This window comes from Nocardia sp. NPDC050697 (assembly GCF_040654395.1).
Taxonomy (GTDB): Bacteria; Actinomycetota; Actinomycetes; order Mycobacteriales; family Mycobacteriaceae; genus Nocardia.
Map to the genome: position 1 here is coordinate 1 of NZ_JBFAHY010000010.1, position 24,370 is coordinate 24,370.

The following is a 24,370-nucleotide window of genomic DNA, read 5'->3' on the forward strand; positions in this document are numbered from 1 at the left end:
GGTCCCCGCCCACATCCAGCAGGCGATCAACAACCCGATCAGCTGAATCGGCAGGAACAGATACGTGCACCACCGGTAGTACCGGTCGGCCGACAGCCGCTCGTAGTCCTCATCCTTGGGATTGGACCCGTCTTCCCCGACCAGCCAATCCAGGACCGGGATCGCGACCAGCACGATGAACGGCCCGATCCACCAGAACACCGCCCACCCCGTCTGGTACACCAATTGGGAGGGCAGCAGCGCGGAGGCGGGCGCGATCAACCCCAGAACCCACAGGTGTCGTTTCGGATCGACAACCCCATCGGGCACGGCGGCACCTCGCAAGATCCGGGAGCGACGGCACCGTCCACTCGAACGACAGCAGGGACGGCCGGCCCGAACGACGAGCCCACGTCTTTGTGCGCATCCGGACCGACCGCGACGAACCCTAAGGTTTCCGCGAGCCGCCGTAACCGCCCCGCCGCGCCCCCGCGCCCGCGAAACCGGGGCGGTCACGGCAGCTCGCGGCCCGATTACCGGCGTTACAGATTCCGGCCGATCTGGCGGAACACATCAATACGTACCGCCGGAGCCGATTTCACCCCCGACACCCCGGCCCGATTGACCCATTCGGACCGCCCCGGCTCCCGGCCGCGCATTGGGACCGTTCACGGCTGGGAAGAGGCGTCGTACCCATCCGTCACCACCGAGCGCCCCACACACCCATAGCGACACCGGTCCGGGAATGACTCGAATCTCTCCGCCGGGCAATTCGCCTGCACAGCAGAGCAACTCGGCGGCACAGTGCGGCCACATCGTGTTCTATCGTGGAAGACGTTCCGGAAGTTACGCGCGTACCCCACGAGGTCGCCCCGCCGGAGCCGGACGTTTCCGCACCGAGTCGCCGCCGACTCACCGACCCCACCGGGAGCATCGTGCATCGCAATCCGCTTTTCGACCGCGACGAGTTCGGCGAGCAGCGCCCGCCGCTGCCCCGGCGGACCCCGAGCGCGCACCGGGTGCCGGCACCCGCCGCCACCTCGGACGTGGTGCTTCGCGCGGCGGATGCCGTGGCGGCGTGGGCCCGCACCCCCGAATTCCGGAGCGAGGGCTCCGACACCTGGTGGGCCTCGGAGCGCGTCGAGCCGGAGCCGACGCAGCGTCCGGCATAAGCGGCAAACCCCCTTGTGACCCTTGTCACATACCCCCGCTGACCGTATGGTGAGGAAGCTTTCCGCCGCCGATCAGCCCGGCGGCGCCGGAGAGCGGAGTGCCGACGAGGGAGATGCGATGGGCAGTCCGTCCCACGGTGGCAGCATGCAGCACGTGCGCCGCACACCCCTCGCCACCCGGACGCTGTGGGACTGGGGCCTGGTGAAGTACCGGCTCGACGTGGTCGCGCTGAGCGTGGCCGACGCGGTGAAGCACGCGGGCGGCTGGCTGTTCGACCGCGCCACGGCGGGCTGGGAGGTCACCGTCCTGATCCCCGGCGCCGCCGACGACACCCCGCTGCGCATTCTCGGTGCCGAACTCGCCAGCCTGGACGACGCGCTCGCCACCGGCGGCCGCGGCCGCACCCCGCACGCCATCGCCATGGCCGCGGGGATCTGCCTGCGCGAGCCGATGGCGAGCGAGGGGCTGCACCTCGCGCTGCTCGACCGCGGGCTCGAGGTGGTGGTCTGGGGCGAGTACACGCCGCCGGGGAGCGCGGAGCTGCTCAGCCCGGTCGAGTACCGGCTCAGCATGGCCGCGCGGGCCTTCAAGACCAGGGCCATGAAGGCCGCCGGGCTCGCCGTACTCGCCGGGCCGGTGGAGGACTTCCGCAGCGGCGCCACCGTGCACGCGCCGATCCCCACCGACCTCGGGCCGGCGGGGCCGTGGCCGGCGGCGACCCCGATCGACCGTTGACGAAATGTGATTTCACAATTCTGAGAATGCCATTTCCGCGATGTTAGACTACTGTTTGTAACCCGCCAGGGGGCAGAGTCACACCGGAGTTGTCATGGCAGTGCCACGCGTGATCCAGGTTCCAGGCACCGGCCAGGACGAGCGGTTCGGGCGGTTCGAGGACATCGAGCCGCTCTTCCCGATGACCGAGCTGCTCTCCGCCCTCAGCGGCAGCCGCAGGGCCGAGCACCCCATCGCCTGCTGGTGCGTCGACCTGCTCGAGTTGCACCAGCAGGACGACGTCTGGGGGGACGGGCTGGCCGCGCGCCGCACCGACCTCATGCACGCCATCGACGTCTGGACCGTCGGGCACGTGCCGCAGCACCGCAACGGCGCCCGGCTGCACACCGAGACCGTGGGCTCGGTGGTCGACCGCATCGCCCGCGCCTACGCGCGCTTCCAGCGCGCCATGGCCAGGTACGACGCCGCCGACCCCAAGGTGCACGCCGCCTGGACCCAGGTCGCCGAGCTCTTCGTCGCCTACCAGGACCTGATCGTCGAGGTCATGCGCGGCCAGCGCAGGCTGCCCGCCCCGGAGGCCGATCGCTGATCCACTCCCCGCGCGGCCCGGGTGATACAACTGGCTGAGACGGGCAGCGGTGCCCGCGTGGCGAGAGGTGATTCCGTGGACGAGGCGTCCTTCCGGCAATTGTTCGATCTGAGCGGGCGGACCGCCGTCGTCACCGGGGGGACCAGGGGCATCGGGCTCGCGCTCGCCGAGGGGTTCGCGCTGGCCGGCGCCCGCGTGGTGGTGGCGAGCCGCAAGCCGGAGGCGTGCGAGCAGGCCGCCGCCCGGCTGCGCGAACTCGGCGCCGACGCCATCGGCGTGCCCACCCACCTCGGCGAGCTCGACGTGCTGCACACCCTGGTCGATACCGCGGTCCAGAGCTTCGGCGGCATCGACATCGTGGTGAACAACGCGGCCAACGCGCTGGCCCAGCCGCTGGAGTCGATGCGCCCGGAGGCGGTGGAGAAGTCGTTCGGGGTGAATGTGTACGGCCCGCTCTTCCTGGTCCAGGCGGCGCTGCCGCAGCTGCGCGCCAGCGCGCACGCGGCGGTGCTGAACCTGGGCTCGGTGGCCGCGCTGCAGTTCGCGCCCGGGCTCTCGATGTACGCGGCGGCCAAGGCCGCGCTGCTCTCCTTCACCCGCTCGATGGCGGCCGAGTACGCCGCCGACGGCATCCGGGTGAACGCCATCGTGCCCGGCGCGGTCGACACCGACATGGTGCGCAAGAACCCGCCGGAGTTCATCGATGCCATGGCGAAGGTGCCGCTGCTCCGCCGGATCGCGCGCCCGGACGAGCTGGTCGGCGCCGCGCTGCTGCTCTGCTCGGACGCGGGCAGCTTCATCACCGGCCAGAGCCTGCTGGTGGACGGCGGCACCGTCCCGCGCTGAGCCGCCGGTCGCCGAACCCGGGGCTCTGACCACCGCCGCCCGCCGTTCACACCCGCGCCACCCGGAGGTACCGGGACCGCGCAGAATGGCTGCTCGTGCGAGTGGTGATCATCGGCGGCGGGGTGCCAGCGGCGGTGCACGCCTGGACCGCGGTGCGGCGCGGGCACACCGTGACGCAGCTGGACGACGGGGCGCCGATCGCGGGCTCCGGCGCGCTGCGCGCCGGTTCGGTGGCCGCCGCCGACCTGGCGCGCGCGGCGCACGCGCTCTGGCTGTGGCGGGAGCTCGGCGGCCGGGTGCCCGGGGTCGGGTTCCGGCTGAGCGGGTCGATCACGGTGGCGCGGACCCCGGCCGAGCTGGCCGTCGCCGAGGCCGCGGCGGGCGCCGCCGACGCGGCGGAGCGCGAGTTCACGCTGCTGGAACCGGAGCGGGCGCGCGCCCTGGAACCGGCGCTGCGCGGGCCGCTGCTGGCCGGGCTGCACTGCGGCGCCGACGCCGTGCTCACCCCGCAGCAGGCGGTCCCCGCGCTCCGCGCGCACCTGTCCGGGACCGGCCGCTACACCGCGCGCGGCGCCCTGGCCCGCGCACTCACCGAGACTCCGGACGGGGTGCTGATCCGGGCCGACGACGGCTCCGCGCTCGCCGCCGATATCGCGCTGCTCTGCCCGAGCCCCGGCCGCGACGCCCTGGCCAGGGAGCTCACCGGCGCCGGGCCGGTCCCGCGGGTGCGCGCGCAGCGGCTGCGCACCGGACCGCTGGAACGCCGACCGGACGCGATCCTCGCCGACGGCGACCAGTTCCGGCACCGCCCCGGCTACCCGCGCGAGCCGGTCGCGCGGCTGACCGCGGAGCAGGCGCAGACCGCGGCCGCCGCCGAGTTCGGCATGCACGTGCTCGCGGTGCCGCGGCTGGACGGCGGGCTGACGCTCGGCGCCACCGGCGAACCCGCGCCCTTCCCGGCGGAGCTCGCCGAGCCCGCGGCCGAGCACCTGCTCGCCGTCGCCGGCGAGCTGCTCGACACCGAACTCACCGTGCGCGGCCGCTGGGCGGAGGTCGCCACCGCCGTGGAGAGCGAGCCGTGGCGTGCCCCGAGCGGCCGAATCCTGGTACTGGGCAGCGCCGGACCGGACGCCACACTGCTGGCGCCCGCAGCCGCGGAGGCCGCCGCCGACGATCTCGGGCTCTAGCGCCGCCAGCTCCGGCTTACGCGCGCCGACCTCGGCCGCGCGAGCGGCGCCGGGCACGCGGTAGCGCCGCCCACCGAGCACTCGACCGGGACCGGTCCGAGCGCGAGGCTCGCGGGCCGTCGCGGCGGGTGCTCTACTGCCCCGGCAACCGCCGACGCCCGCCCGCCACATCGGTGACCAGGTCGGTGTACCCGTCGACCAGCTCGGCCAGGTGGTACCAGTGTTTATGGGTCTTGTCGCTGCGCGCGCCCTCGGCGTCGATCGCCCGGTTCGCGGCGACCCAGCTGCGCGCCATGCGATCCACCACCGCGCCGAGCGTCTCGGTGTGCAGCGCGGCCCCGTCGCGGTGCTCCGGCGCCTCCCGCGCGATCCACTCGTCGATCAGCTCGACCAGGGCGCCGCGGCGCGCGTCCAGCTCGGCCACCGCGCCGGGGTCACCCAGCCCGAGGCGGCGTTCGTGCAGGTCGGCCAGGGCGTGCGCGGAGCGGAAGGGCTCGTGCTCGCACATCCGGCGGCCCTGGAAGGCGGACAACAACTGCGGCGCGGTCGGCAGCCCGCCGACCGTGGGGGCGCTCACCGGCGCACCCCGCGCTCACCCGTCACCACTGCTGCGCGCTGGCCCATGATCGGCTCTCGTTCCCTCGTCCCGGTCGCCACGGTCACCCGTCGGGTGACACGGATCATGCTCTCACCGATGCAAGAACGCAACATTGCAAATGCACACATGTGCAGCACATCCGGGCGTGTCCTCAGCCCCGGCGCGGCAGCCGGGGTGCGTGCAACATACCCTCCGCGGAGCGATCCCACGTGCACGAGTATTCCGTACTGGTAATAGCTCCGCACCTCCCCGGACCTCGCGGTACCCGGCCGCGGCACGAGCCATCCGGTGCGAAATCGACTCGCGCGGGGCCGGATCGATCAATGCGGCGGCAGCGCGGACCAGCGGTTCGCGGGTCGCGCGCGGAGAATTGGAATCTGCCCGATCGCTCTGTCCGGCAGGCGAATCGCGGCGCGCGGTTCAGGCGGTGTGCGCGATGACCCGCTCGGCGAACCGGGACAGGTTGGCGATCTTGGTATCCAGGCTCTCGGTGTCCGGCTCCTGGGTGTAGGGATTGCGGAACCCCACGATGACGTCGGTGACGCCCTTGTCCGCCAACCGGCGCACGCCGTCCACGGTGAAGCCGTCGAGCGAGATGACGTGGATCTCGAACTCCTCGCTCGTGCCGTATTCGGTTCGCAGCGCGTCCAATTCGAGCAGCAGCCGGTCCAGCTCGGCCGGGTCGCCGCCGGCGTGCATCCAGCCGTCGCCGCGCTGGGCGGCGCGGCGCAGCGCCGGGCGGCTGTGCCCGCCGATCAGCAGCGGGATCGGCTCGGTCGGCACCGGGGAGATCTTGATCGGCGGCAGTTCGTAGCACTCGCCGTGGAATTCGAAGTACCCGCCCGCGGTGAGGCCGCGCAGGATGTCGAGGCACTCGTCCATCCGGGCGCCGCGCTTCGCGAAGGGGACGTCGAAGATCTCGAAGTCGTCCGGCCACGGGCTGATTCCCACGCCGAGGCCGAGCCGGTTGCCGCTCAGCGCCGCCACCGACGCCGCCTGCTTGGCCACCAGCACCGGCGGGCGGATCGGCAGCTTGAGCACGAACGGGGTGAAGCGCAGCGTGGTCGTCGCCGCGGCCAGCGCGCCGGCCAGCACGAAGGTCTCGATGAACGGCTTGTCCTCCAGGAAGTCCCTGCTGCCGTCCGGGGTGTACGGGTAGGTGGCGTCGGAATCGCGGGGGTAGGCGATGCTGTCGGCGATCGCCATGGAGGTGTACCCGGCGGCCTCGGCGGCCCGCGCCAGCGGGACGTAGTAGGACGGGTCGGTCATCGTCTCCGCGTAGGTGAACCGCATCGTCGGCCTCCGTGTTCGCTCGGCGTCGGGAGTCATTCGATCATCGCGGGCGGCGGGGCGTCCCCGATTCGCGCGAAGAACTCAGGCGGTGAGCGCGGCGAGGACGGCGGTGGTCGCCTCGGCCACCGCGGCGTCGGCGGGGGTGGCGTCCGGGTCGCCGGTGGTGCTGTCGGTGAGCAGGACCAGCAGCAGCGGGGTGCCGTCCGGGGACCACAGCACGCCCGCGTCGTTGACGGTGCCGTAGTTGCCGCCGCCGGTCTTGTCCGCGGCGGTCCAGCCCGGCGGAAGGGCGGCGCGGATGCGGCGGGCGGAGGTGGTGCTCGCGGCCATCCAGTCGGTCAGGGTGCGGCGCTGGGCCGGGGGCAGGGCGGTGCCGAGGAGCAGGGCGGCGTAGCCGGTGGCGAGGCCGTCGGCGGTGGTGATGTCGGTGCGGGAATCGCGTTCGGCGAGGTTGAGGTCGGGTTCCCAGCGGGTCAGGTCGGTGGCGCGGTCGCCGAGCGTTCCGGCGAAGGCGGTGAGCGCGGCGGGGCCGCCGATCCGGCGCAGCAGCAGGTTGCCCGCGGTGTTGTCGCTGCGGGTGAGCGCGGCCGCGCAGAGTTGCGCGTAGCTGAGGTCGGTGCCCTGGGCGGCCGCGGTGATCGGGGAGTTCACCACGATGTCCGCAGGGCGCACCGGGACGGTCTCGTCCAGGCGCAGTGCGCCCTCGGACTCCAGGCGCAGGATCGCGGCGGCCGCGTAGACCTTGAAGGTGGAGCACAGCGCGATCGGTTCGCCCGCGCGGTGCGTGACGGTGCGGTCGCGGTAGCGGGCGTGCATCGCGACCCGCACGGAGTGGCGCTCCTGGATCGCGGCGAGTGCGCTGTCCAGCGCGGAGGTGTCCGGGGCCGGGGTGGGGACCCGGGGTTCGGTGCCGCAGGCGGCGAGCGCACCGGCCGCGAGGACGGTCGCGAGGAAGCCGCGGCGGGTAGGCCGGCGGAGCACTCCGGTGGCGGCCGGGTCAGAACTCGGATTCCGGGTGCGGGGCGCGGGCGTGCAGGCAACGGGATGGGCGGAACCGGTGCCGGGCGCGGGCGCACCGAGGGGTTCGGACAGTGCGGAGGTCGGCCCAGCGGTGCGGGGCGGAGCGTGGTGGGGGTCGGTCACGGGATCAGCGAAGCATCGCACGGCAGCGGTGGGCCAATACGCGGGCCCGGCGCGGGCTGGTCGCGCCGGATATCGCCGCAGGTCAGCGCTGCCGGTTCGGGCATTGCGCGCGGCCGCGCGGGTCCGGGCGGCCGGGCCGCCCGGAAGACCACTGCTTCAATGCAGGGCATGGACCTGCTCCGCCACCTCCGGTTCTTCGTCGCGGTCGCGGACGAGGGTCACTTCGGCCGCGCCGCCGCCGCACTGGACATGACGCAGCCCCCGCTCTCCCAGGGGCTGCGCAGACTGGAACGGCACCTCGGGGTCGAGCTGATCCGCCGCACCCCGCAGGGCGCGGTGCTCACGGCGGCGGGCACCGGCCTGCTCCCGCGCGCCCGGCTGCTGGTGGACGACGCCGACCTGCTGCGCGCCGAGGCCGCGCGCATCGCGCGCACCAGGGGCAGCGTGCGCTGGGGCGCCATCCCGGCCCTGCCGCCCGCCCTGGTCACCGCCTGCGTGACGGCGCTGCGCGCGGCACCGGAGGCACCCTCGGTGGTGACCGTGACCGGCAGCACCGTCGACCTGGTGGCGCAGGTCCGCTCCGGCGCCTGCGATGCCGCGGTGCTCGAACACCCGGCGCTGGTGGACGGCGTGCTCGCGGGCCCGGTGGTCAAGCTGCCGCGCGCCGTCGCGGTCCCGCGCGACCACCGCAGCGCGGCCGCCGAGCGCCCCGGCTTCGCCATGCTGGCCGGGCTGCCGTTCCTCACCACCGCGCGGGCCGGGAACCCGCCCGCCCACGACGCCGCCCGCGACCTGCTCCGGGAACGCGGGCTCGACGTCCCGCTGCGCACCGCCGCGGACGACCGCGCCCTGCTCGCCGCCGTCGCCGCGGGCGCCGGCTTCGGCTTCAGCGCGCTGCCGCCGGTCGAGACGCCGGGCGTGGCCTGGCTGCGGCTGGCGCCCGAGGCGACCGCGCTGCGGGTCCGGGTGATCCACCGCCCCGGCGCCGAGGCGGCCGCCGCCGCGGTGGACGCGGTGCTCTTCCGCGAGCGGCTGCGATGAGCGACGAGGTACCGCGGCGCATTCGCGCGGTCTTCGCGGACGCGGGGTGCACCGGGTGGCTGCACGCCAGGCGCTGCGACGGCTCGGCCGCCGAGGTGACGGTGCACGGCACCGAACGGGTGGTCACCGCGTCGGTCTACAAACTGCCGCTGGTCCTCGCCTTCTGCCGCGCGGTGGACGAGGGCCGGATCGACCCGGCCGCGCGGCTCACCGTCGACCCTGCCGAGTGCACCACCGGCCCGACCGGCCTCGCCGCCCTGCACGACCCGGTGACGCTGAGCCGCCGCGACCTCGCCACCTCCATGATGACGGTCTCCGACAACGCCGCCGCCGACGTGCTGCTCGGCGAGCTCGGCATCGGCGCACTGCACGCCCTGCTGGACGAGCTCGGGCTGACCGCGACCCGGATCGTGGGCGGCACCGCCGACCTGCACCGCGCCCTGGTCCGCGACACCGACACGCACAGCACCGCCGAGGCCTTCGCCGCGCTCGCCGACCTGGACGAGGCGTGGTCGGTCTCGGCCTACGACCCGGCCTTCACCAGCGCCACCACCCCGGAGGAGACGACCCGGCTGCTGCGCGCGGTCTGGGCTGGCGCGGTGCTCTCCCCCGGGCAGACGGCGTTCGTGCAGTCGGTCATGCGCAGGCAGGTGTGGCCGCACCGGATCGCCGCCGCCTTCCCGCACCGCGGGGTCGCGGTGGCGGGGAAGACCGGGACCATCGGCACCATTCGCAACGAGGCGGCGGTGGTCGAGTTCCCCGGCGAGCACCCGGTGGCGGTCGCGGTCTTCACCCGCGCCGCGCGGGCCGAGCCGGTGCTCCCGGCCGTCGACGCCGCCATCGCGGAGGCGGCCCGCATCGCGGTCACCGCGCTCCGCAGGCCACTGCCCGAGTAACCCGGGGCGCGCGGAGCACCAGCCGCTGCGCCGCTGCGGTTACGCCCGCTTCTCGGCGAGCGTGGCGAGCCGGTCGAGGGAGGCGGTGAGCTTCTCGGCGGTGGTGGCGCGGGCGCGCACCTCGCGCTTCTCGTCGTGCAGGTCGGTCCAGTCGTAGGTGTGCGTCACGGTGCTGCGGTCAGCGCCGGCGGGGGCCACCTCCCAGCGCCACAGGTGGCCGATCGGGTCCTTGCCCGGCTCGGCGGGCTGCCAGGCGATGAGCCTGCCCTCCTCGAACTCCACCACGTGGTTCTCCCGCACCGCGCCGACGGTGAGGGTGGTGCTGAACACCTCGCCCGCCGCGCGCACCCGGTGCCCCGGCGCGGATTCGGCGAGATTGTCGTTGCCGTCCCAGCTGGGCTGGGCGGCCGGATCGGCGATGAGTTCGAACACCTCCGCCGCGGGCGCGGCGATCTCGCGGGAGGCTCGGACGATACGGGTCTCGGTCACGGCCCCGATGCAATCACCGGGCGCGGCGGCCGGCAACCCTTCGGCTCACGCGGCGACGAATCCCCGGTCCCGCAGCCAGTCCCGGGCGACGTCGGCCGGGTCCTCGCCCGCCACGTCGACCCGGCGGTTCAGCTCGGTGATCTCGTCGTTGGTCAGCGCCGCGGAGACCGGCGCCATGATCCGCTCGATCTGCGGGTACTGCGCGGCCAGCTCCACCGGCAGCGTGACCGCCGGGTTGTAGTGCGGGAAGAAGCCGAGGTCGTCGGTGAGGACCACCAGGTCCAGCCCCTTGACCCGGCCGTCGGTGGTGTACACCTCGCCGAACGGGCAGTCGGTGCCCGCCGCCGTGGAGTTGTAGATGATGCCGGTCTGCAGCACCGAGCGCGGCACCGGGTTCGGGTCGAAGCCGTAGGCCGCGGCCATGCCGGGGTAGCCGTCCCTGCGCACGTTGAACTCGGTGTCCACGCAGGTCCGCGCGGCCGCCGGATCGCGCTTGGCCAGCTCGGCGTACTGCGAGAGCGTGGTCACGCCGGTGCGCTCGACCACCGCCCGCGAGGCGGCGAGCGCGTAGGTGTTGTCCATGGGCGCGAGCGCGACCCAGTCCATCCCGTTCTCCGCGATGTCCTCGTCGCGCACGGCGACGAACTGCTCCTGCGGATCCTTGAGCGGGTTCTCGTGGCCGAGGTAGTTGATCCAGCCGTTGCCGGTGTACTCGTAGGTGAGGTCGACCTGGCCGGTGATCTGCGCGTCCCTGGTGCTGCGCGAGCCGACGATGGCGGTCAGGTCGCGCACGTCGGCACCGGCCGCCTGCAGCGAGAAGGCCAGGATGTAGCCGAGGATGACCTGCTCGGTGAACTCCTTGGAGCCCACCGTGAGCTGCACGCCGTCCAGCCCCTCGTCGGTGGCGATACCGGCCGGGCCGACGTCGAAGGGCAGGGTGGAACCGGCCTGCAGACCGCAGCCGGTAGCGACGGCGACCACCGCGGCGAGCGCGCCGACGAACGGCGCGAGGATCCTGCGTCGGCGCATGGTGACTGCCCTCCGATCCGCCAGTGGCGTCCGAGCCTAGCGGAGACCGGCCGGTTCCGGCAGGGACGGCGCACCGACGCCGGGCAGCAGCGGCGCCGCGACCACGGGTGAGTAGTTCTCCGGATCGCCCGCGACGGTCGTGCTCCGCCTGCCGCGGACGTCGACCGGGATGTCGCCGGCGAGCGTGACCCGGTGCAGCTGCCTGCGGTGCTCGCCGAAGTCGGCGACGCCGTAGTGCTGGGTGGCGCGGTTGTCCCAGAGCGCGACGTCGCCGTTGCGCCAGTCCCAGCGGACCGTGTTCTCCAGCCGGATGATCCGATGCTGCAGCAGGTCGAGCAGGGCCCGCGAATCGCGCGGCGAGACGTCGAGCAGGTGCTTCACGAACTGCCCGAGCACCAGCGACTTGCGGCCGGTCTCCGGGTGGATCCGGACCACCGGGTGCCTGGTCTCGAACCGCTCGCTGGTGAACTCCTGGTAGTAGGCGTTCTCGCCGTAGCCGCTCTCCCGTCCGTGCTCGGCGTAGTCGTAGCGGTTGGTGTGCAGCGCCCACAGCTCCTCGGCCAGCACCTGCAGCGGGGCGGGCAGCGCGTCGTAGGCGGCGGTGGTGGAGGCCCAGACCGTGGTGCCGCCGTACGGGGGGAGGGTGACGGCGCGCAGCAGCGAGGCCTTCGGCACCCGGTCCACGAAGGTGACGTCGGAGTGCCAGGCATTGGCGGCGCCCTCCAGCTCCAGCAGCAGCGCGCCGCGCGACTTCACGGTCGGGTGCGGCTCGGTCGGGGTGCCGAGCCGCGCGGCCGCCTCCCACTGCGACTCCCGGTCCAGGTGGTGCTGGTCGCGGAAGAAGAGCACCTGGTGCTCGGCGAGCGCCACCTGCACGGCGGTGGCGGTGGCATCGTCGAGCTCCGCACCGAGCGTGAGCCCGCGCACCTCGGCGCCGAGCGCGCCGCCGACCTTGCGGATATCGAGTACCGGCAGGTCGTCCCGGGTCAGCGCTGCGCGGGGAAGGGGCGCCACGGCCGTCATCAGGTTCCTCCTCGAACTCGGCATCTGGGGATCCCCCGGAATCTAGGGGCCGATGCCGAGCCGGCGGAACGGTTGCGATCAGCGTGCGCGAATCCCGCTACCCGGCGGGCGCCGGGCTGCCCGCCGCCTCCGCGGCATTGTCGGCGGTGAGCCGGTACACCGCGCGCTCCAGCGTCGGCAGGATGGTGGAGATCTCCACCGCGCCGGTGGCGAACCGCCCGATCAGCGAGAGCACCACATTGCCGAGGATCAGCGTGACGTCCTCGAGGTAGCCGGGGTCCAGGTTCTGGATGGCGTCGGCGACCACCGGGAGCAGCACGGTCAGCCCCTGCTCGTCCAGCTGCTGCCCGCACGGCCCCTGCCGCGCGTAGTGGTAGGCCTCCAGCATCCGGGGCTGCCGCTCCCACGGCTCGAAGACGACGCGCAGCACCCGCATCAGCGAGTCGCGGGTGGTCTCCCCGGGCGGGGCGGGCTCCAGCTCGGCGTAGGCCTCGTCCGCCATCCAGTCCTGGATGGCGCGCACGATCAGCTCGTCCCTGGTGGCGAAGAGCTTGTAGACGGTGGTCAGCGAGACGTGCGCGCGCTTGGCCACCACCCGCAGCTGGACCGCGTCGTACCCCTCTGTCTGCAGCAGCTCCAGCACCACCGACACGATCTGCCGGTGCGCCTCGGTGTCCTGCCCTCTCGCCACACCCCTTACGGTAACTTCGTTACCTGGTAACCGTGTTACCAATCGCCGTCTCCGGGCTACGCTGCCACGAAACTGGAACAGGTTTCAGGAAGTGGAGACGAATGAAGCTGGTGCACGCGCTCTGGGGCCCCGGTGAACTGCTCGGCGACGCGGCCCGCACCGGGCTGCGCTCGGCCGGGGCGACGGCGATTCAGGTGAACCTCGCCGACGCCGCGGTGGCCGGAGCGCTGCTGCGGCTCACCACCTTCGACGCGCCGGTCGCCGCGGTGGTGGCGACGAGGGTCCCGGACGAGGCCGCCGGAGCGCGGGTCACCGCCGTGCTCACCGGTTTCGCCGAGCGGGTGGCGGGCTGGTGGGTGGAGGAGCACCTGCCGCTGCCGCCACCGGAGGTGCCGCCCGGCGAGCGCTCCCCCGGGCTGGCCAATATCGCCTTCCTCCGCCGCCCGGCCGAGCTCCCCTACGACGCCTGGCGCTCCGCGTGGCTGGAGCAGCACACCGCGGTCGCCATCGAGACCCAGGCGACCTTCGGCTACGTGCAGAACCGGGTGCTCGGCCCGGCCACCGACGGCGCGCCGGAGATCGCGGCCATCGTGGAGGAGCTCTTCCCGATCGCGGCGCTCACCGACCCGCACGCCTTCTACGGCAGCGGCGGCGACGACGCCGAGCTGCACCGCCGGACCGCCAGGATGCTGCGCAGCGTCGCCGCCTTCGGCGCCGACCGCGATCTGGACGTGGTGCCGACCAGCCGCTACGTGCTGGCCTGACCGGCGAGCTCGCTCAGCAGGGCGCGGGTGCGCTCGGCGCTCTCGCCGCGGGTGAAGAGCGCGCCGACGAAGTCGGTGGCGCCCGCGGCGGCGACCTCGGCGATCCGCGCCGCCACCTGCTCCTCGCTGCCGATCAGCGCCAGATCCACCGGGCCCGCGGCGCCCTCGCGGTCCATCATGGCGCGGTAGGAGGGCAGGTCGCCGTAGAAGCCGAAGGCCTTGCCCGCGCGCGCCCGCGCGTCCTCGACATCGTCGGTGACGCAGACCGGCAGCGCGCAGACGATGCGCGGCGCCGGCCTGCCCGCCTCGTCCGCGGCCGCGGCGATCACCGGGGCGATGTGCGAGCGGATGGTGGCGGGGCCGGTCATCCACAGCGTGGTGCCGTCGGTCTCGCGGCCCGCGAGCCGCAGCATGCGCGGGCCGAGCGCGGCGAGCAGCACCGGCACCCGGCCCTCGTTCGGCACGGTGAGCGCGAGCTCGGCGCTCACCGTGTCGCCCTTGAACGAGGCCGGCCGGTTGTCGAGCAGCGGAAGCAGCACCTCGAGGTACTCGGTCATGTGGTGCGCGGGCCTGCTGAAGTCGTAGCCGTACATGTTCTCGATCACCGGGCGGTGCGAGAGCCCGACGCCGAGCGTGAGCCGGTTGCCGCCGAGCGCGAGCGCGGTGGTGCGGGCCTGCTGCGCGAGCGCGGCGGGGTGCCGCGGATAGCTCGGCACCACCGCCGTCCCGAGTTCGATGCCGGGCACCCGGCTCCCCGCGACGGCGATCGCGGTGAGCGCGTCCACGCCGAAGATGTGCGAGAGCCAGGCCGAGCCGAACCCCGCCGCCGCGGCCGCCGCCAGCTCGTCGGTCAGCCGGGTGAGGGCGTCCGGGCCCGAGGTCTCGCCGAGCAAGATGCCGATCCGCACGATCCGTCTCCTCCGCTCAGGCGGGCGTGCTCGCCCGCGCCGGTTCCGCGGGCAAGCATAGGCGCGCCGCATCCCGCTCCTGGATCCGGAGGAAGAGCCGGAGCAGCACCTGGGCGAGGTCGAGGCCGAGGTCGGCGGCGCGGAGCTGGGCCAGCTCGACCGCCATGCCGTCGTGCACCGTGGCCGGGTCGCTGAGCACTTCGTCGAGCACCATGCCGCTGACCGCTTGATCGCGGGTGAGCGGGAGGTCGGGCAGCCAGTCCAGGCGCCAGGTTCCCGACCCGTCGAGCCGGGCCTGTTCCGGGCTGACGGTGCTGAAGATGGTGGACGCGGTGATGTGCAGTGCCATGGGTCCCCTCCGTTCGCGCTGCGGATGCTCGATCGCGGCCGCGCCGATGTCTGGGGCGGGCCGGTGGTTCGCGTGTCCGAGGACGGGCAGCAGGGGTATCGAGCGGAGCGTCACCGGGAGAGCCGGGAGGCTGCCTCCTGCCGCAGCGAGGTGTCCGTGGTCGGTACCTCCTCGCTTCCGGGAGCAATGTGGTTACCCATGCTACCGAGCGCCGAGCTATGACGTCAATTGAGCGTCATAGCTTTTGGATGACACATTGTGTGCTTCTGCGCATACTGAGGGTGGCGATTGTGCGTCCGATAGGGGGTTTCATGCGCATTCCGAAGCGCTGTCTTCCGTCCGAGACGGCGTCCCCGAGATTTCGCGTTCATCCAGCTATTTCCACGCTGGAGAGTCACGGCGCCATTTCCGGCTCCGGTGTCCTATGCTCACGCCCCGTGACACTTCGTGTGCTTCGCTGTGCCGCCCCGCGGGGAGGCATCCGTGACTGACCCGGGCGAACCGATCGGCGCGCTCGTGCGCCGCCTCCGGATCGAGCGCAACCTGACCCAGGCGGAGCTGGCGCAGCGGGCCGGTTGCTCGCGCAGCCTGGTGCAGCAGATCGAGAACGGCTCGCGCGTGCCCCCGCTCGCGCTGCGCGAGCGGCTCAGCCTCGCGCTCGGCGAGGAGCTGCCCGGTGCCCCCGCCGAGGCGGGCGACGCCGCGCTGCACGAGCTGCGCATGCGCTTCAACGTGCTGCTCGGGAAGGATCCGGCGGTGGTCGCGCGGGCGCTGGGGATCGCGCAGAGCCTGCTGGACGCCGCACATGTCCGGGAAGAGATCGAGCCGCTGCGCCAGCTCGCCGACCGTCAGCTGGAGCGGGCGGAGGAGATCCTGACCCAGATCCCCTCGCGCAGCGCGACGGTCTGGGAGTGGAACACCGTGAGCGACCTGCTCACGCTGCTGGACCAGGCCACGGTCTCGGTGCGCGCCATCCACACCGTCGACCTCGGCACCATCGGTGGTGACGCCGGCGACGACTACCACGCCGCGATCCTGCGGCTGGCCGACGAAGCGCACCCGCCGAAGGTGGAGGTGCGCCGGATGTACGTGCTGGACGACATCAGCGACGTCTGGTCCTACGACGACAAGCTCTGGCGGCAGACCAGGGCCGGGGTGCAGAGCGTGCTGGTCAAGCGCGAGCACGCGCGCAACGCGCAGGGCATGCTGGTGGTGGATGACCGCTACGTCGCCGTCGGCGAGTACGACTACTCGCAGCAGGCCCGCGTCGCCACCCGGTTCTCCGTGCTCAAACACGATATCGCCTTCGCGATCAAGCGCTTCGAGAAGCTGTACGCGCTCCGCGACACCGGCACCGCGGTCTCGGTCAACGAGGTGATGGCCGACCCGGCGCTGGCCGGATACCGACGGCTCACCGACGGCGACTGCCGCATGCAGTTCCGGGGGGCGCTCGCCGAACGCTGGGCCCGGCTCGAGGGGGATCTCGACGGGGCAGCGGAGTGACCGCACCCGCACTCCTGGCGAACGGGCGGGGGCAGGTACGGCCGATTCGCACGGTCGGCGTGCTGCGCGAGACCGCACCGGGTGAGCGGCGCGTCGCGCTCACCCCGGACGCGGTGCGCCGGCTCGTGCACCACGACCTGAGCGTGACCGTCGAGACGAATGCCGGTGTGGCCGCCGGATTCCCGGACGCCGACTACGCCGGCGCGGGCGCCCGGATCGGCGCGGCGGCCGCCGATGCGGGCCGCGCCGACATCGTGGCCTGGGTCAAGACCCCCGCCTTCGACCTCGGCGCGCTCCGGCTGCGCCCCGGAACCACCCTGGTCGGCTTCCAGGACCCGCACCACCGCCCCGCCGAGATCGCCGAGCTGGCCCGGCACGGCATCCGCTCGGTCGTCTTCGAATTCGCCTCGCGCGCGGCAGAATCCGCGGAGTTCGACGCGCTCACCCCGATGAGCAGGCTGGCGGGCGCGATCGCCTACGAGGAGGCCCGCGCTCTCCTGCCGCCCGGGCCCCGGCGACACCCGCTGCGCGCGGTGATCCTCGGCTTCGGCGCCGCGGGGCGCGCCGCGTTCGCGGCGGCCGTTGCCGCGGGGGACGCTCCGCCGGTCGTGGTGGGGGCCAGTGCCGTCACCGCCGCCGCGGCCGGTGCGGCGGGCGTTCGCCGCTACCTCACCTCGAACGCCCCCGGCGCGGTGCCCGCTCTGCTCCGCGAACTCGGCCCGGACATCGTGCTCTGCGCCGCCCTGCACCGCGGCGAACCCGCGCCGCGCCTGGTGGACGACGCCGCCCTGACCCTCCTCGCCCCCGGCACCGTGGTGGTGGACCTGGCCGCCAAAGCAGGCGGCAACTGCAGCGCCACCCGGCGCGACACCACCCACACCCTGCCGAACGGCGTCATCGTCACCCATCGCAGTAACTATCCGGCGGCGCGCCCGGCCGAGGCCAGCCACGCCTATGCCGCCGCCACCGCCGCCACCATCCTGCGCCTCGCGGCGGGCGGTGCCCTTCCGATGGCGAACCCGGAGTGAGACATCCGGCCGCGCACGCCCGACTCCCCCGCGATGCTCAGGCAACCCAGGCCGCGGCGATGCGCTCGACCCCGAGCTCGATATCGGCGCCGCTCGCATTGCTGAACCCGAGCCGGATCCGATCGGTGTGCCCACCGGCCCCCTCGGGGTCGAAGTAGCGTCCCAGCGCGAACTCGACCCCGAGGGCACGCGCCCGCTCGCGCAGCGCGACCAGGTCCAGCGCCGGCTCGGTGGCCCGCATCCACAGGAAGATCCCGCCCTCGGGCACGTCGAAGGCCACCCGCTCCCCCAGCCGGGAGCGCAGCGCCGCGGTGAGCACCCCCGACCGCTCCCGGTACAGCTCCCGCGCGGTGCGCAGCACGCCGTCGAAGAAGCCGGGCACGGTGAGGACCCCGGCCAGCGCCGTCTGGGTGAGCAGCGAGCTGTGCTGGTCGACATTGGCGCGCAGCCGGGTGAGCACCGGGAGCAGCCACTCCGGAGCGGCGATCCACCCCGAGCGCAGCCCGGGGCCGAGTGTCTGGGAGAAGGTGTTCACCCGGACCACGGCCTCGCTGTCGAGCGGCAGGTCGGGTACCTCGGCGCCGGCGAACCGCAGCGAGCGGTACGGATTGTCGGAGATCACCAGGAAGCCGTACCGCCCGGCGAGCGCCACCGCGCGGGCCCGGTCGGCGCCGGAGAGCTCGTGCTCGGCGATCCAGCCGCGCAGGGGCTCGATACCGGGCGCCACCGAGTACTGCAGCGCCGTCGCGCCGGCCAGCGCGGTGGTGAAGGCAGCGGCCAGTTCCCCGGTCAGCAGCGCCTCGGCGGCGGGGGCGCCGCCGACCAGTCGGACGGCGCCGGGCGGCAGGGTGGCGACGGGACCGAACCCACCGGCCGGTTCGCTTTTTGCGGAACGGGAGAGGATCGCGCTGCTGGTCACGGCCCTCAACGCTAGAGCGGGCGGGGCCGCGGGCCCCCGGTTTCGATCGGCCGGATGCCAAGTCGCCGACACGTCGCCCGACCCGTGAACGGGGGCACGTCCCGAGCGGTACCGTTGAGGCTCCGCTCGCGCCGCATCGGTGCCGTGCGCGGGCTCGCACGGAAGGGGTGGCATGGCAGGCAAGCGCACGGTGCTCACCGTCGGGCTGCGCCGGCTGGCGGCGATGCTGCACGAGATGCGGGAGGACGCGCAGCTCGGCAAGGAAGAGGTCAGCACCCGCACCGGCATCAACATCACCACGCTGTACCGGATCGAGACAGCGCAGGCGCGGCCGCAGCGGCGCACGCTGATGGCCATGCTCGACCTCTACGACGTCGACGACAAGCAGCGCGAGGAAGCGATCGAGCTGCTCAGCACCGCGCTCAAACCGGGGATGGCGCGGGCCTACGAGGGCAGCGTCTCCGAGGTCTACGCGGCCTACATCAACTTCGAGTCCGAGGCGCTCTCGGCGCGGCACTACCAGACCTCGACGGTCCCCGGGCTGCTGCAGACCTACGAGTACGCCAATGCCGTCATCGACACCTCCATGCCCAAGCTCGAGGCCGCCATGATGGAGAGCAGGGCCAAGGCCAGGATGGACCGGGCGGTCAACCTCACCAAGGAGGAGCCGCTGGAGCTCTGGGTGGTGATGGACGAGGCGGCCATCCGCCGGGTGGTCGGCGGCCCGGTCACCATGCGCGGGCAGCTGGAGCGGCTGCTGCAGGAGATCAAGCGCAAGAACGTGATCCTGCAGATCCTGCCCTTCGACGCGGGCGCGCACCCCGGCATGGCGGGCGCCTTCACGTTGCTCGACTTCCCGAACCCGGCCGACCCCGAGCTGGTCTACCTGGAAGGGCTGGCCGGCGACGAGCTGATCGAGGGGCACGCCGAGATCCGCCGCTTCGGCGTCATCTTCGACCAGCTCCGCGCCATGGCGCTGAGCCCGCGCGACTCCGCGGCCATGATCGCGGCCGCGGCGGCGGACCTCGCCGAACTCGGCGACTGAACCCGCCGCGGAATGGGTAATCCCTTCTGCACCAACGAGTGCTGAAGGAGGTGCGCCATGGCCGAGGTGACCGCCGACAGCGCCACCGAACCCGAGCTGAAACGCGTCATGGGTCCGGGGCTGCTGCTCTTGTTCGTGGTGGGCGACATCCTGGGAACGGGGATCTACGCGCTCACCGGGAAGGTCGCCAACGAGGTGGGCGGCGCCGTCTGGGTGCCGTTCCTCGTCGCCTTCCTGGTCGCGCTGATCACCGGGTTCAGCTACCTGGAGCTCGTCACCAAGTACCCGCACGCCGCGGGCGCCGCGCTGTACACGCACAAGGCGTTCGGCATCCACTTCGTGACCTTCATGGTGGCCTTCGCGGTGATGAGCTCCGGCATCACCTCGGCGTCGACGGCGGCCCGAGCCTTCGCCGCCAACTTCGCCGAGGCGTTCGAGCTCGGCATCGGCGACGGCATCGGCATCACGCTGGTGGCGCTCTCCTTCATCCTGGTGATCGCCGCCATCAACCTGCGCGGGGTGAGCGAGGGCGTCAAACTGAACGTGGTCCTCACCTGCATCGAGCTGACCGGGCTGCTCATCGTGATCGCCATCGGGCTCTGGGCGCTCGGCTACGGCAACGGCGATTTCGGCCGGATCACCGAGTTCGAGACCGGTGACCGCTCCGCGCTCGGCGGCGTCATCGCCGCCACGACGCTCGCCTTCTACGCCATGGTCGGCTTCGAGGACTCGGTGAACATGGCCGAGGAGTGCAAGCAGCCGAGCAAGATCTTCCCCAAGGTGCTGCTCGGCGGGTTGCTGCTGACCGGGCTCATCTACGTGCTGGTCTCGATCACCGCGGTGGCGCTGGTGGAGCCGAGCGAGCTGGGCGCGGGCGACACCCCGCTGCTCAAAGTAGTCGAGATCGGCGCCCCCGGCTTCCCGACCCACATCTTCGCGTTCATCACCATGTTCGCCGTCGCCAACTCGGCTTTGATCAACATGCTCATGGCCAGCAGGCTGCTCTACGGCATGGCGCGCCAGCACGTGCTGCCGCGCGCCTTCGGCGCGGTGCACCCGCGCAGGCACACCCCGCACATCTCGATCGTCTTCACCACGGTGCTCGCGCTGGCGCTGATCCTGTTCGTCGGTCAGGTGCCCGAACTCGGCGGCACCACCGCGCTGCTGCTGCTCGCGGTCTTCACCATCGTGAACATCGCGGTGCTCGTGCTGCGCCGCGACCCGGTCGAGCACAAGCACTTCCGCACGCCGACGTTTTTACCCGTCATCGGCGCTTTGACCTGCGGCTTCCTGGTGACCCCGTTCACCGACCGGAACCCGCAGCAGTACCTGATCGCGGGCATCCTGCTCGCCGTCGGCGCACTGCTGTGGGCGGTGAACGAGCTCGCGCTGCGCCGGCAGGAGAAGCCGGTAGCTACTTGAGACCGGCTACGAAGGCAGACCAGGCGGTCGCGGGGAAGGACAGGTGACCGGCACCGGGATTCTTGGAGTCCCGGACGCCGGTCTCTCCGCTCGGCAGGTACGCGACCTCCACGCAGTTCCCACCATCGCCGCTGTAGCTGGACTTGAACCAACGGGGTTCACTCACTGCTCGAACTCCTTGACCATCTTCCGAAGCAGGCTCCTGCTCACATCTTCGCCCAGTGTATGCCGCTGCAACCGGCGGGTGACGTCGATGTACTGCGACACCTCACCGGATTTCTCCAGGTACATGCTGCCGGTGAACGTCTCCAGATGAACCACCGGCGGCGACGCCGGGGTCTCGAACTCCAGCATGGCGTAGTGGGTGATCGGGCTACCCAACGGAACGCCGACAGCGAACGGCAGGACGCAAATCGAGACGTTCGGTCGCTTCCCGACCTCCGCGAGGTGGCGGAGCTGCGCGGCCATCACGGCGTCACCCCCGACCCGGCACCGCAGGGCCGCTTCGTTCAGGATCACCAGCAGATCAAGCGGCTTGTGCCGCCGGGTGATCTGCCGCTGCCGCTCCATCCGGAACGCATGAAGCCGCTGACGCTCCTCGTCGGACCACTCCGGATACGTGTTCTCCAGCAGGACGCGCGTGTACTCCGGAGTTTGCAGCAGACCGGGCACGATTGAAGGCTGGTAAACAACGATCCGCCGCGCGTCCGACTCCAGCCCGACGAACACGTCAAAATTCGCCGGAATCACATCACCGTAGGCGTGCCACCACGACTTTTCCCCCGCCTTCAGCAGCAGACCGACCATCGCAGCGGTCTCGTCTTTCGACATCTCCAGAACGCCGCACAGCGCTTCCAGATCCCGGACCTTCAACCGGGTCGGCGTCCCCTTCTCCAATCGATGCAGCACCGACGTGCTGAGATCAGCCGCCGCCGCGGTCACCGCGAGCGTCAACTTCAGCCCCTGCCGCGCCTCCCTGAGATAACCGGCCAACTGCCGCCCCGCCAACGTCGACCCACTGTCCGCCATTACGTCCCCTCCATGCCGTACTGGAATTTCTGCTCGAGCCGACTGGAATTCGCCCAGCGAGTTCAGAGCATCGCAAGCTGGAATTGCCAGTCGCCCCTACCGATTTCGGCTTCCGATGGTGTGCTGGCACCGGAGAAATTACAACCGAATCCGTCGACAGGTGGAGTAACCGATGAGTAAGCACATGGACGAAGCCCGCTGGGAAGCGGCGCGAGCCCGCGCGTCGGCACGCGCACTGGAGGTCCGTCCGCGGCGGTCGCCGGGGTGGGGCTACGAACTGGTCAATCTGCGCGGCGAGGTACTGGACGAGGGCACGTTGACCGACATGGAGAACGCGATCGCCGCCATCGACCCGGACGACACGGTGAGCCCGATCCGATGAGCCCGGGGACCGGCTACCCTCGACCCGTGGCAGCCCCCACCCCAGCCCCGCACCCCGCCCTCACCGCGCTGACCCCGCTGCTCGGTGTCTGGCGCGGCAAGGGCCACGGCGAATACCCGACCATCGACCCCTTCGACTACCTCGAGGAGGTGGAGTTCGGGCATCTCGGCCGCCCGTTCCTCACCTACCGGCAGCGCACGCGGGCCGCCGACGACGGCCGCCCGCTGCACGCCGAGACCGGCTACCTGCGCTGCCCCGCGCCGGACCGGGTCGAGCTGATCCTGGCGCACCCGACCGGCATCACCGAGATCTACGAGAGCACGCTCGACATCGCCGACGGCGCGATCCGGCTGGAACTGCAGACCACCGGGGTCGGGCTCAGCAGCACCGCGAAGCGGGTGACGGCGATGGGCCGCTCGTTCACCATCCGGGACGACACGCTCGGCTACACCGTGCGCATGGCCGCCGTCGGCGAGCCGCTGACGCACCACCTCGCCGCCACCCTGCACCGCACCGATCAGTAGTCCGGCGGCAGGGCGGTGAACATGTCCCTGGTGACCGCGACGGCATTGTCCGAGCTACCCCCCTTGACCAGCAGGGTGGCGAAGGCGAGGTCACCGCGGTACCCGACGAACCAGGAGTGCGAGCCGCCGTCCACCTCCGCCTCCCCGGTCTTGCCGTAGACCTCGCCCTGGTCGATGATGCGCTCGGCGGTACCGCCGGTCACCACCTTGCGCATCATGGTGCGCAGCCCGTCGATCGCCTCCGGCGCGGGGTCGGGGCGCTCGCCCTCGATCTCGGTGGTGCGGCCGCCGATGAGCCACGGCACCGGGGCCCGGCCGGTGGCGACGGTGGCCGCCATCAGCGCCATGCCGAACGGGCTCACCACCACCCGGCCCTGGCCGATGCCGTCCTCGGTGCGCTGCACCAGCTCCTCGGCGGGCGGCACCGAGCCGGAGAAGGTCGGCAGCCCGGGCACGGTGTAGGTGGCGCCGACCCCGAGCGAGGCGGCGGCGCCGTGCAGCGCGTCGCCGGGCAACTCGCTGGCGAGCTTGGCGAACGAGGTGTTGCAGGAGCGCTCGTACGCGGTCGCCATGGGCACGCTGCCGACGCTGAAGAGGTCGTAGTTGGGGATCGTGCGCTCGCCGATGGTGATCCGGCTCGGGCAGGGCAGCACGGTGTCCGGGGTGGCGAGCCCGGCGGTCATGGCGGCGGTCGCGGTGACGGTCTTGAAGATCGAGCCGGGCGGGTACTGGCCGATGGTCGCCATCGGGCCGTCCCGGTCGGTGGCCTCGTTCTGCGCCACCGCGAGGATCGCCCCGGTGGAGGGGCGGATCACCACCATCATGGTCTGCTCGTCGCGGCGCACGTCCACCGCGCGCTGCGCCGCGTTCTGCACGAACCGGTCCACGCTCAGCGCGAAGGAGGGCGCCGGCTGCGCGGCCACCTCGGTGAGCACGTCGGTGTCGGCGCCATTGGCGTTCACGGTGACGACGCTCCAGCCCGCCCTGCCGTCGACCTCGGTGATCACCGTCTGCCGCACCTGGGTCATGAGGTCGGGGGCGAATTTCCGGTCGGTCGGCACCATGTCCCACTCCGGGACCAGGGTGACGCCGGGCAGCCCGATGAGCTCGTTCGTGACCTGGTCCGCCTCCACCTCGTTGAGCGCGATCACGGTGTGCGGGCCGTGCGCGGCGCGGGCCGCGGCGAGGATCTTCGGCGGGGTCAGCTCGGTGTCGAAGCGGTGCAGCGCGCGGGCGAGCACGGTGGCGGTGCCGCCCGGGTCGGCGGCGGCGCCGGTGTCGAAGGTGACCCGGGAGACCCGCCCCGGCACCAGCACGTCGCTGCCCGAGGATTCGTTCACCCTGGCCTTGGGCGCGGGGTCGGCGCGCAGCACCATGGTCTGGGTGTCGCCGAGCCGCGGGTGGATGTCGGCGGAGGTCCAGCGCACCGCCCAGCGACCGTCGATCTTGCCCATCTGCAGCTGGCCGGAGTAGCTCCAGACCCGGTTCTTCGGCAGCTTCCACTCGTAGGTGTACTCGACCGTCGCGGTGTCGCCGCTGACCCTGGCCTGTCCCGTGGTCGCCTCGAGGCTCTCGGCCTGGAGGTTCTTCCACGCGGATTCCAGTGCGGGGCCTGCCTTCTCGGGGAGGCCGGTGAGTTCGGCGGCGTCGCCGGTGCGGCGTTCGGCGAAGGCTTCGACGAAGGCGTCGGCGACGGGGATCGGGCCCTGCGGGCCCGCCGAGCAGCCCACGGCCGCCAGCACCGTGCAGACCGTCGCCGCGAGCGTGGTGACCATCCGGATCGAC

27 protein-coding genes and 1 pseudogene are annotated in these 24,370 nt (G+C 72.4%); 14 read left to right on the forward strand and 14 right to left on the reverse strand.

The features are described 5' to 3' along the window. Nucleotides 1-309: pseudogene (locus AB0H71_RS28535) on the reverse strand (alkane 1-monooxygenase); the annotation flags it as partial. Between the two features lie 605 nt (nucleotides 310-914). Between AB0H71_RS28535 and AB0H71_RS28540 the strand changes: the two are divergent. From AB0H71_RS28540 to AB0H71_RS28560, 5 genes are all read left to right on the forward strand, one after another. Further along, entirely contained in the window at nucleotides 915-1,151 is a 237-nt protein-coding gene (locus AB0H71_RS28540) for a hypothetical protein (RefSeq protein WP_357026943.1), read from the forward strand. Between the two features lie 118 nt (nucleotides 1,152-1,269). Next, nucleotides 1,270-1,887: a hypothetical protein gene (locus tag AB0H71_RS28545; protein WP_357026945.1), complete on the forward strand. Its 618-nt coding sequence runs from the start codon at nucleotides 1,270-1,272 to the stop codon at nucleotides 1,885-1,887. A 94-nt stretch (nucleotides 1,888-1,981) separates the two neighbouring features. Further along, nucleotides 1,982-2,476: a DUF4254 domain-containing protein gene (locus tag AB0H71_RS28550; protein WP_357026947.1), complete on the forward strand. Its 495-nt coding sequence runs from the start codon at nucleotides 1,982-1,984 to the stop codon at nucleotides 2,474-2,476. Between the two features lie 75 nt (nucleotides 2,477-2,551). Then, complete coding sequence (locus AB0H71_RS28555; protein WP_357026949.1) at nucleotides 2,552-3,322, forward strand: SDR family oxidoreductase; 771 nt, start codon at nucleotides 2,552-2,554, stop codon at nucleotides 3,320-3,322. 95 nt (nucleotides 3,323-3,417) lie between these two features. Then, a complete protein-coding gene (locus AB0H71_RS28560) occupies nucleotides 3,418-4,509 on the forward strand; it encodes an FAD-dependent oxidoreductase (protein WP_357026951.1) in 1,092 nt (363 codons plus the stop codon). 133 nt (nucleotides 4,510-4,642) lie between these two features. On the opposite strand, the gene AB0H71_RS28565 is transcribed toward AB0H71_RS28560, so the two are convergent. From AB0H71_RS28565 to bla, 3 genes are all read right to left on the reverse strand, one after another. Further along, nucleotides 4,643-5,086 carry a DUF4254 domain-containing protein gene (locus AB0H71_RS28565; protein WP_357026953.1) on the reverse strand — a complete coding sequence of 148 codons (444 nt, stop codon included), beginning with the start codon at nucleotides 5,084-5,086 and terminating at the stop codon, nucleotides 4,643-4,645. 441 nt (nucleotides 5,087-5,527) lie between these two features. Next, the gene (locus AB0H71_RS28570) at nucleotides 5,528-6,400 is read right to left on the reverse strand and encodes a TIGR03619 family F420-dependent LLM class oxidoreductase (protein ID WP_357026955.1); all 873 of its coding nucleotides are present in this window, start codon (nucleotides 6,398-6,400) and stop codon (nucleotides 5,528-5,530) included. A gap of 81 nt (nucleotides 6,401-6,481) precedes the next feature. Further along, entirely contained in the window at nucleotides 6,482-7,381 is a 900-nt protein-coding gene (gene bla / locus AB0H71_RS28575; protein WP_357026957.1) for a class A beta-lactamase, read from the reverse strand. Nucleotides 7,382-7,711: 330 nt separating this feature from the next. Between bla and AB0H71_RS28580 the strand changes: the two genes are divergently transcribed. Both AB0H71_RS28580 and AB0H71_RS28585 read left to right on the forward strand, forming a co-directional pair. Then, nucleotides 7,712-8,584 carry a LysR family transcriptional regulator gene (locus AB0H71_RS28580; protein WP_357026959.1) on the forward strand — a complete coding sequence of 291 codons (873 nt, stop codon included), beginning with the start codon at nucleotides 7,712-7,714 and terminating at the stop codon, nucleotides 8,582-8,584. Next, nucleotides 8,581-9,480, forward strand: coding sequence for a serine hydrolase (locus AB0H71_RS28585; protein WP_357026961.1), 900 nt, complete (start codon nucleotides 8,581-8,583; stop codon nucleotides 9,478-9,480). Before AB0H71_RS28580 ends, AB0H71_RS28585 begins: the two co-directional genes overlap by 4 nt. 39 nt (nucleotides 9,481-9,519) lie before the next feature. Here the strand turns inward: AB0H71_RS28585 and AB0H71_RS28590 are convergent, their stop codons facing one another. The 4 genes from AB0H71_RS28590 to AB0H71_RS28605 form a co-directional block, all read right to left on the reverse strand. Continuing rightward, nucleotides 9,520-9,969 (reverse strand): SRPBCC family protein, encoded by a 450-nt coding sequence (locus AB0H71_RS28590; RefSeq protein ID WP_357026963.1) that lies wholly within the window; start codon nucleotides 9,967-9,969, stop codon nucleotides 9,520-9,522. 45 nt (nucleotides 9,970-10,014) lie between these two features. Then, entirely contained in the window at nucleotides 10,015-10,998 is a 984-nt protein-coding gene (locus AB0H71_RS28595) for a glycine betaine ABC transporter substrate-binding protein (protein WP_357026965.1), read from the reverse strand. Nucleotides 10,999-11,034: 36 nt separating this feature from the next. Then, entirely contained in the window at nucleotides 11,035-12,021 is a 987-nt protein-coding gene (locus tag AB0H71_RS28600) for a TauD/TfdA family dioxygenase (protein ID WP_357026967.1), read from the reverse strand. Nucleotides 12,022-12,118: 97 nt separating this feature from the next. Then, nucleotides 12,119-12,712, reverse strand: a complete 594-nt coding sequence (locus AB0H71_RS28605) for a TetR family transcriptional regulator (RefSeq protein WP_357026969.1) — start codon at nucleotides 12,710-12,712, stop codon at nucleotides 12,119-12,121. 101 nt (nucleotides 12,713-12,813) lie between these two features. Between AB0H71_RS28605 and AB0H71_RS28610 the strand changes: the two genes are divergently transcribed. After that, on the forward strand, nucleotides 12,814-13,476 hold the full coding sequence (locus AB0H71_RS28610; protein WP_357026971.1) for a hypothetical protein: 663 nt from the start codon (nucleotides 12,814-12,816) through the stop codon (nucleotides 13,474-13,476). Here AB0H71_RS28610 and AB0H71_RS28615 read toward each other — a convergent pair. Beyond that, nucleotides 13,461-14,384: an LLM class F420-dependent oxidoreductase gene (locus AB0H71_RS28615; RefSeq protein ID WP_357026973.1), complete on the reverse strand. Its 924-nt coding sequence runs from the start codon at nucleotides 14,382-14,384 to the stop codon at nucleotides 13,461-13,463. The genes AB0H71_RS28610 and AB0H71_RS28615 overlap by 16 nt on opposite strands. 16 nt (nucleotides 14,385-14,400) lie before the next feature. Next, complete coding sequence (locus AB0H71_RS28620; RefSeq protein WP_357026975.1) at nucleotides 14,401-14,733, reverse strand: hypothetical protein; 333 nt, start codon at nucleotides 14,731-14,733, stop codon at nucleotides 14,401-14,403. A 483-nt stretch (nucleotides 14,734-15,216) separates the two neighbouring features. On the opposite strand from AB0H71_RS28620, the gene AB0H71_RS28625 reads away from it, so the two are divergent. Then, nucleotides 15,217-16,236: a helix-turn-helix transcriptional regulator gene (locus AB0H71_RS28625; protein ID WP_357026976.1), complete on the forward strand. Its 1,020-nt coding sequence runs from the start codon at nucleotides 15,217-15,219 to the stop codon at nucleotides 16,234-16,236. Then, complete coding sequence (locus tag AB0H71_RS28630) at nucleotides 16,233-17,264, forward strand: hypothetical protein (RefSeq protein ID WP_357026978.1); 1,032 nt, start codon at nucleotides 16,233-16,235, stop codon at nucleotides 17,262-17,264. The genes AB0H71_RS28625 and AB0H71_RS28630 overlap by 4 nt, the downstream gene beginning before the upstream one ends. Before the next feature lie 37 nt (nucleotides 17,265-17,301). On the opposite strand, the gene AB0H71_RS28635 is transcribed toward AB0H71_RS28630, so the two are convergent. Beyond that, complete coding sequence (locus AB0H71_RS28635) at nucleotides 17,302-18,183, reverse strand: PLP-dependent aminotransferase family protein (protein ID WP_357026980.1); 882 nt, start codon at nucleotides 18,181-18,183, stop codon at nucleotides 17,302-17,304. A 172-nt stretch (nucleotides 18,184-18,355) separates the two neighbouring features. Between AB0H71_RS28635 and AB0H71_RS28640 the strand changes: the two genes are divergently transcribed. After that, nucleotides 18,356-19,228, forward strand: coding sequence for a helix-turn-helix transcriptional regulator (locus tag AB0H71_RS28640; protein ID WP_357026981.1), 873 nt, complete (start codon nucleotides 18,356-18,358; stop codon nucleotides 19,226-19,228). Nucleotides 19,229-19,285: 57 nt separating this feature from the next. After that, nucleotides 19,286-20,650 (forward strand): amino acid permease, encoded by a 1,365-nt coding sequence (locus tag AB0H71_RS28645; protein WP_357026983.1) that lies wholly within the window; start codon nucleotides 19,286-19,288, stop codon nucleotides 20,648-20,650. On the opposite strand, the gene AB0H71_RS28650 is transcribed toward AB0H71_RS28645, so the two are convergent. Together AB0H71_RS28650 and AB0H71_RS28655 are read right to left on the reverse strand one after the other, a co-directional pair. Then, nucleotides 20,643-20,816 carry a DUF397 domain-containing protein gene (locus tag AB0H71_RS28650; protein ID WP_357026985.1) on the reverse strand — a complete coding sequence of 58 codons (174 nt, stop codon included), beginning with the start codon at nucleotides 20,814-20,816 and terminating at the stop codon, nucleotides 20,643-20,645. The two genes, AB0H71_RS28645 and AB0H71_RS28650, sit on opposite strands and share 8 nt — an antisense overlap. Further along, the gene (locus AB0H71_RS28655; RefSeq protein WP_357026987.1) at nucleotides 20,813-21,679 is read right to left on the reverse strand and encodes a helix-turn-helix transcriptional regulator; all 867 of its coding nucleotides are present in this window, start codon (nucleotides 21,677-21,679) and stop codon (nucleotides 20,813-20,815) included. The genes AB0H71_RS28650 and AB0H71_RS28655 overlap by 4 nt, the downstream gene beginning before the upstream one ends. Nucleotides 21,680-21,863: 184 nt before the next feature. Here AB0H71_RS28655 and AB0H71_RS28660 point away from each other — a divergent pair, with 184 nt between their 5' ends. After that, entirely contained in the window at nucleotides 21,864-22,061 is a 198-nt protein-coding gene (locus AB0H71_RS28660) for a hypothetical protein (protein ID WP_357026989.1), read from the forward strand. Then, complete coding sequence (locus AB0H71_RS28665; RefSeq protein ID WP_357026991.1) at nucleotides 22,058-22,585, forward strand: peroxynitrite isomerase; 528 nt, start codon at nucleotides 22,058-22,060, stop codon at nucleotides 22,583-22,585. Before AB0H71_RS28660 ends, AB0H71_RS28665 begins: the two co-directional genes overlap by 4 nt. Here AB0H71_RS28665 and AB0H71_RS28670 read toward each other — a convergent pair. Continuing rightward, a complete protein-coding gene (locus tag AB0H71_RS28670) occupies nucleotides 22,579-24,360 on the reverse strand; it encodes a penicillin-binding transpeptidase domain-containing protein (protein WP_357027410.1) in 1,782 nt (593 codons plus the stop codon). The genes AB0H71_RS28665 and AB0H71_RS28670 overlap by 7 nt on opposite strands. Nucleotides 24,361-24,370: the final 10 nt, after the last annotated feature.

Bases quoted from the DNA above. Each gene is read 5' to 3' on its own strand.
- AB0H71_RS28665 (WP_357026991.1), top strand. From the start codon at position 22,058: ATGAGCCCGGGGACCGGCTACCCTCGACCCGTGGCAGCCCCCACCCCA.
- AB0H71_RS28570 (WP_357026955.1), bottom strand. From the start codon at position 6,400: ATGCGGTTCACCTACGCGGAGACGATGACCGACCCGTCCTACTACGTC.
- AB0H71_RS28660 (WP_357026989.1), top strand. From the start codon at position 21,864: ATGGACGAAGCCCGCTGGGAAGCGGCGCGAGCCCGCGCGTCGGCACGC.
- AB0H71_RS28585 (WP_357026961.1), top strand. From the start codon at position 8,581: ATGAGCGACGAGGTACCGCGGCGCATTCGCGCGGTCTTCGCGGACGCG.
- AB0H71_RS28545 (WP_357026945.1), top strand. From the start codon at position 1,270: ATGGGCAGTCCGTCCCACGGTGGCAGCATGCAGCACGTGCGCCGCACA.
- AB0H71_RS28670 (WP_357027410.1), bottom strand. From the start codon at position 24,360: ATGGTCACCACGCTCGCGGCGACGGTCTGCACGGTGCTGGCGGCCGTG.
- AB0H71_RS28610 (WP_357026971.1), top strand. From the start codon at position 12,814: ATGAAGCTGGTGCACGCGCTCTGGGGCCCCGGTGAACTGCTCGGCGAC.
- AB0H71_RS28600 (WP_357026967.1), bottom strand. From the start codon at position 12,021: ATGACGGCCGTGGCGCCCCTTCCCCGCGCAGCGCTGACCCGGGACGAC.
- AB0H71_RS28655 (WP_357026987.1), bottom strand. From the start codon at position 21,679: ATGGCGGACAGTGGGTCGACGTTGGCGGGGCGGCAGTTGGCCGGTTAT.
- AB0H71_RS28595 (WP_357026965.1), bottom strand. From the start codon at position 10,998: ATGCGCCGACGCAGGATCCTCGCGCCGTTCGTCGGCGCGCTCGCCGCG.
- AB0H71_RS28640 (WP_357026981.1), top strand. From the start codon at position 18,356: ATGGCAGGCAAGCGCACGGTGCTCACCGTCGGGCTGCGCCGGCTGGCG.
- AB0H71_RS28580 (WP_357026959.1), top strand. From the start codon at position 7,712: ATGGACCTGCTCCGCCACCTCCGGTTCTTCGTCGCGGTCGCGGACGAG.
- AB0H71_RS28645 (WP_357026983.1), top strand. From the start codon at position 19,286: ATGGCCGAGGTGACCGCCGACAGCGCCACCGAACCCGAGCTGAAACGC.
- AB0H71_RS28550 (WP_357026947.1), top strand. From the start codon at position 1,982: ATGGCAGTGCCACGCGTGATCCAGGTTCCAGGCACCGGCCAGGACGAG.
- AB0H71_RS28620 (WP_357026975.1), bottom strand. From the start codon at position 14,733: ATGGCACTGCACATCACCGCGTCCACCATCTTCAGCACCGTCAGCCCG.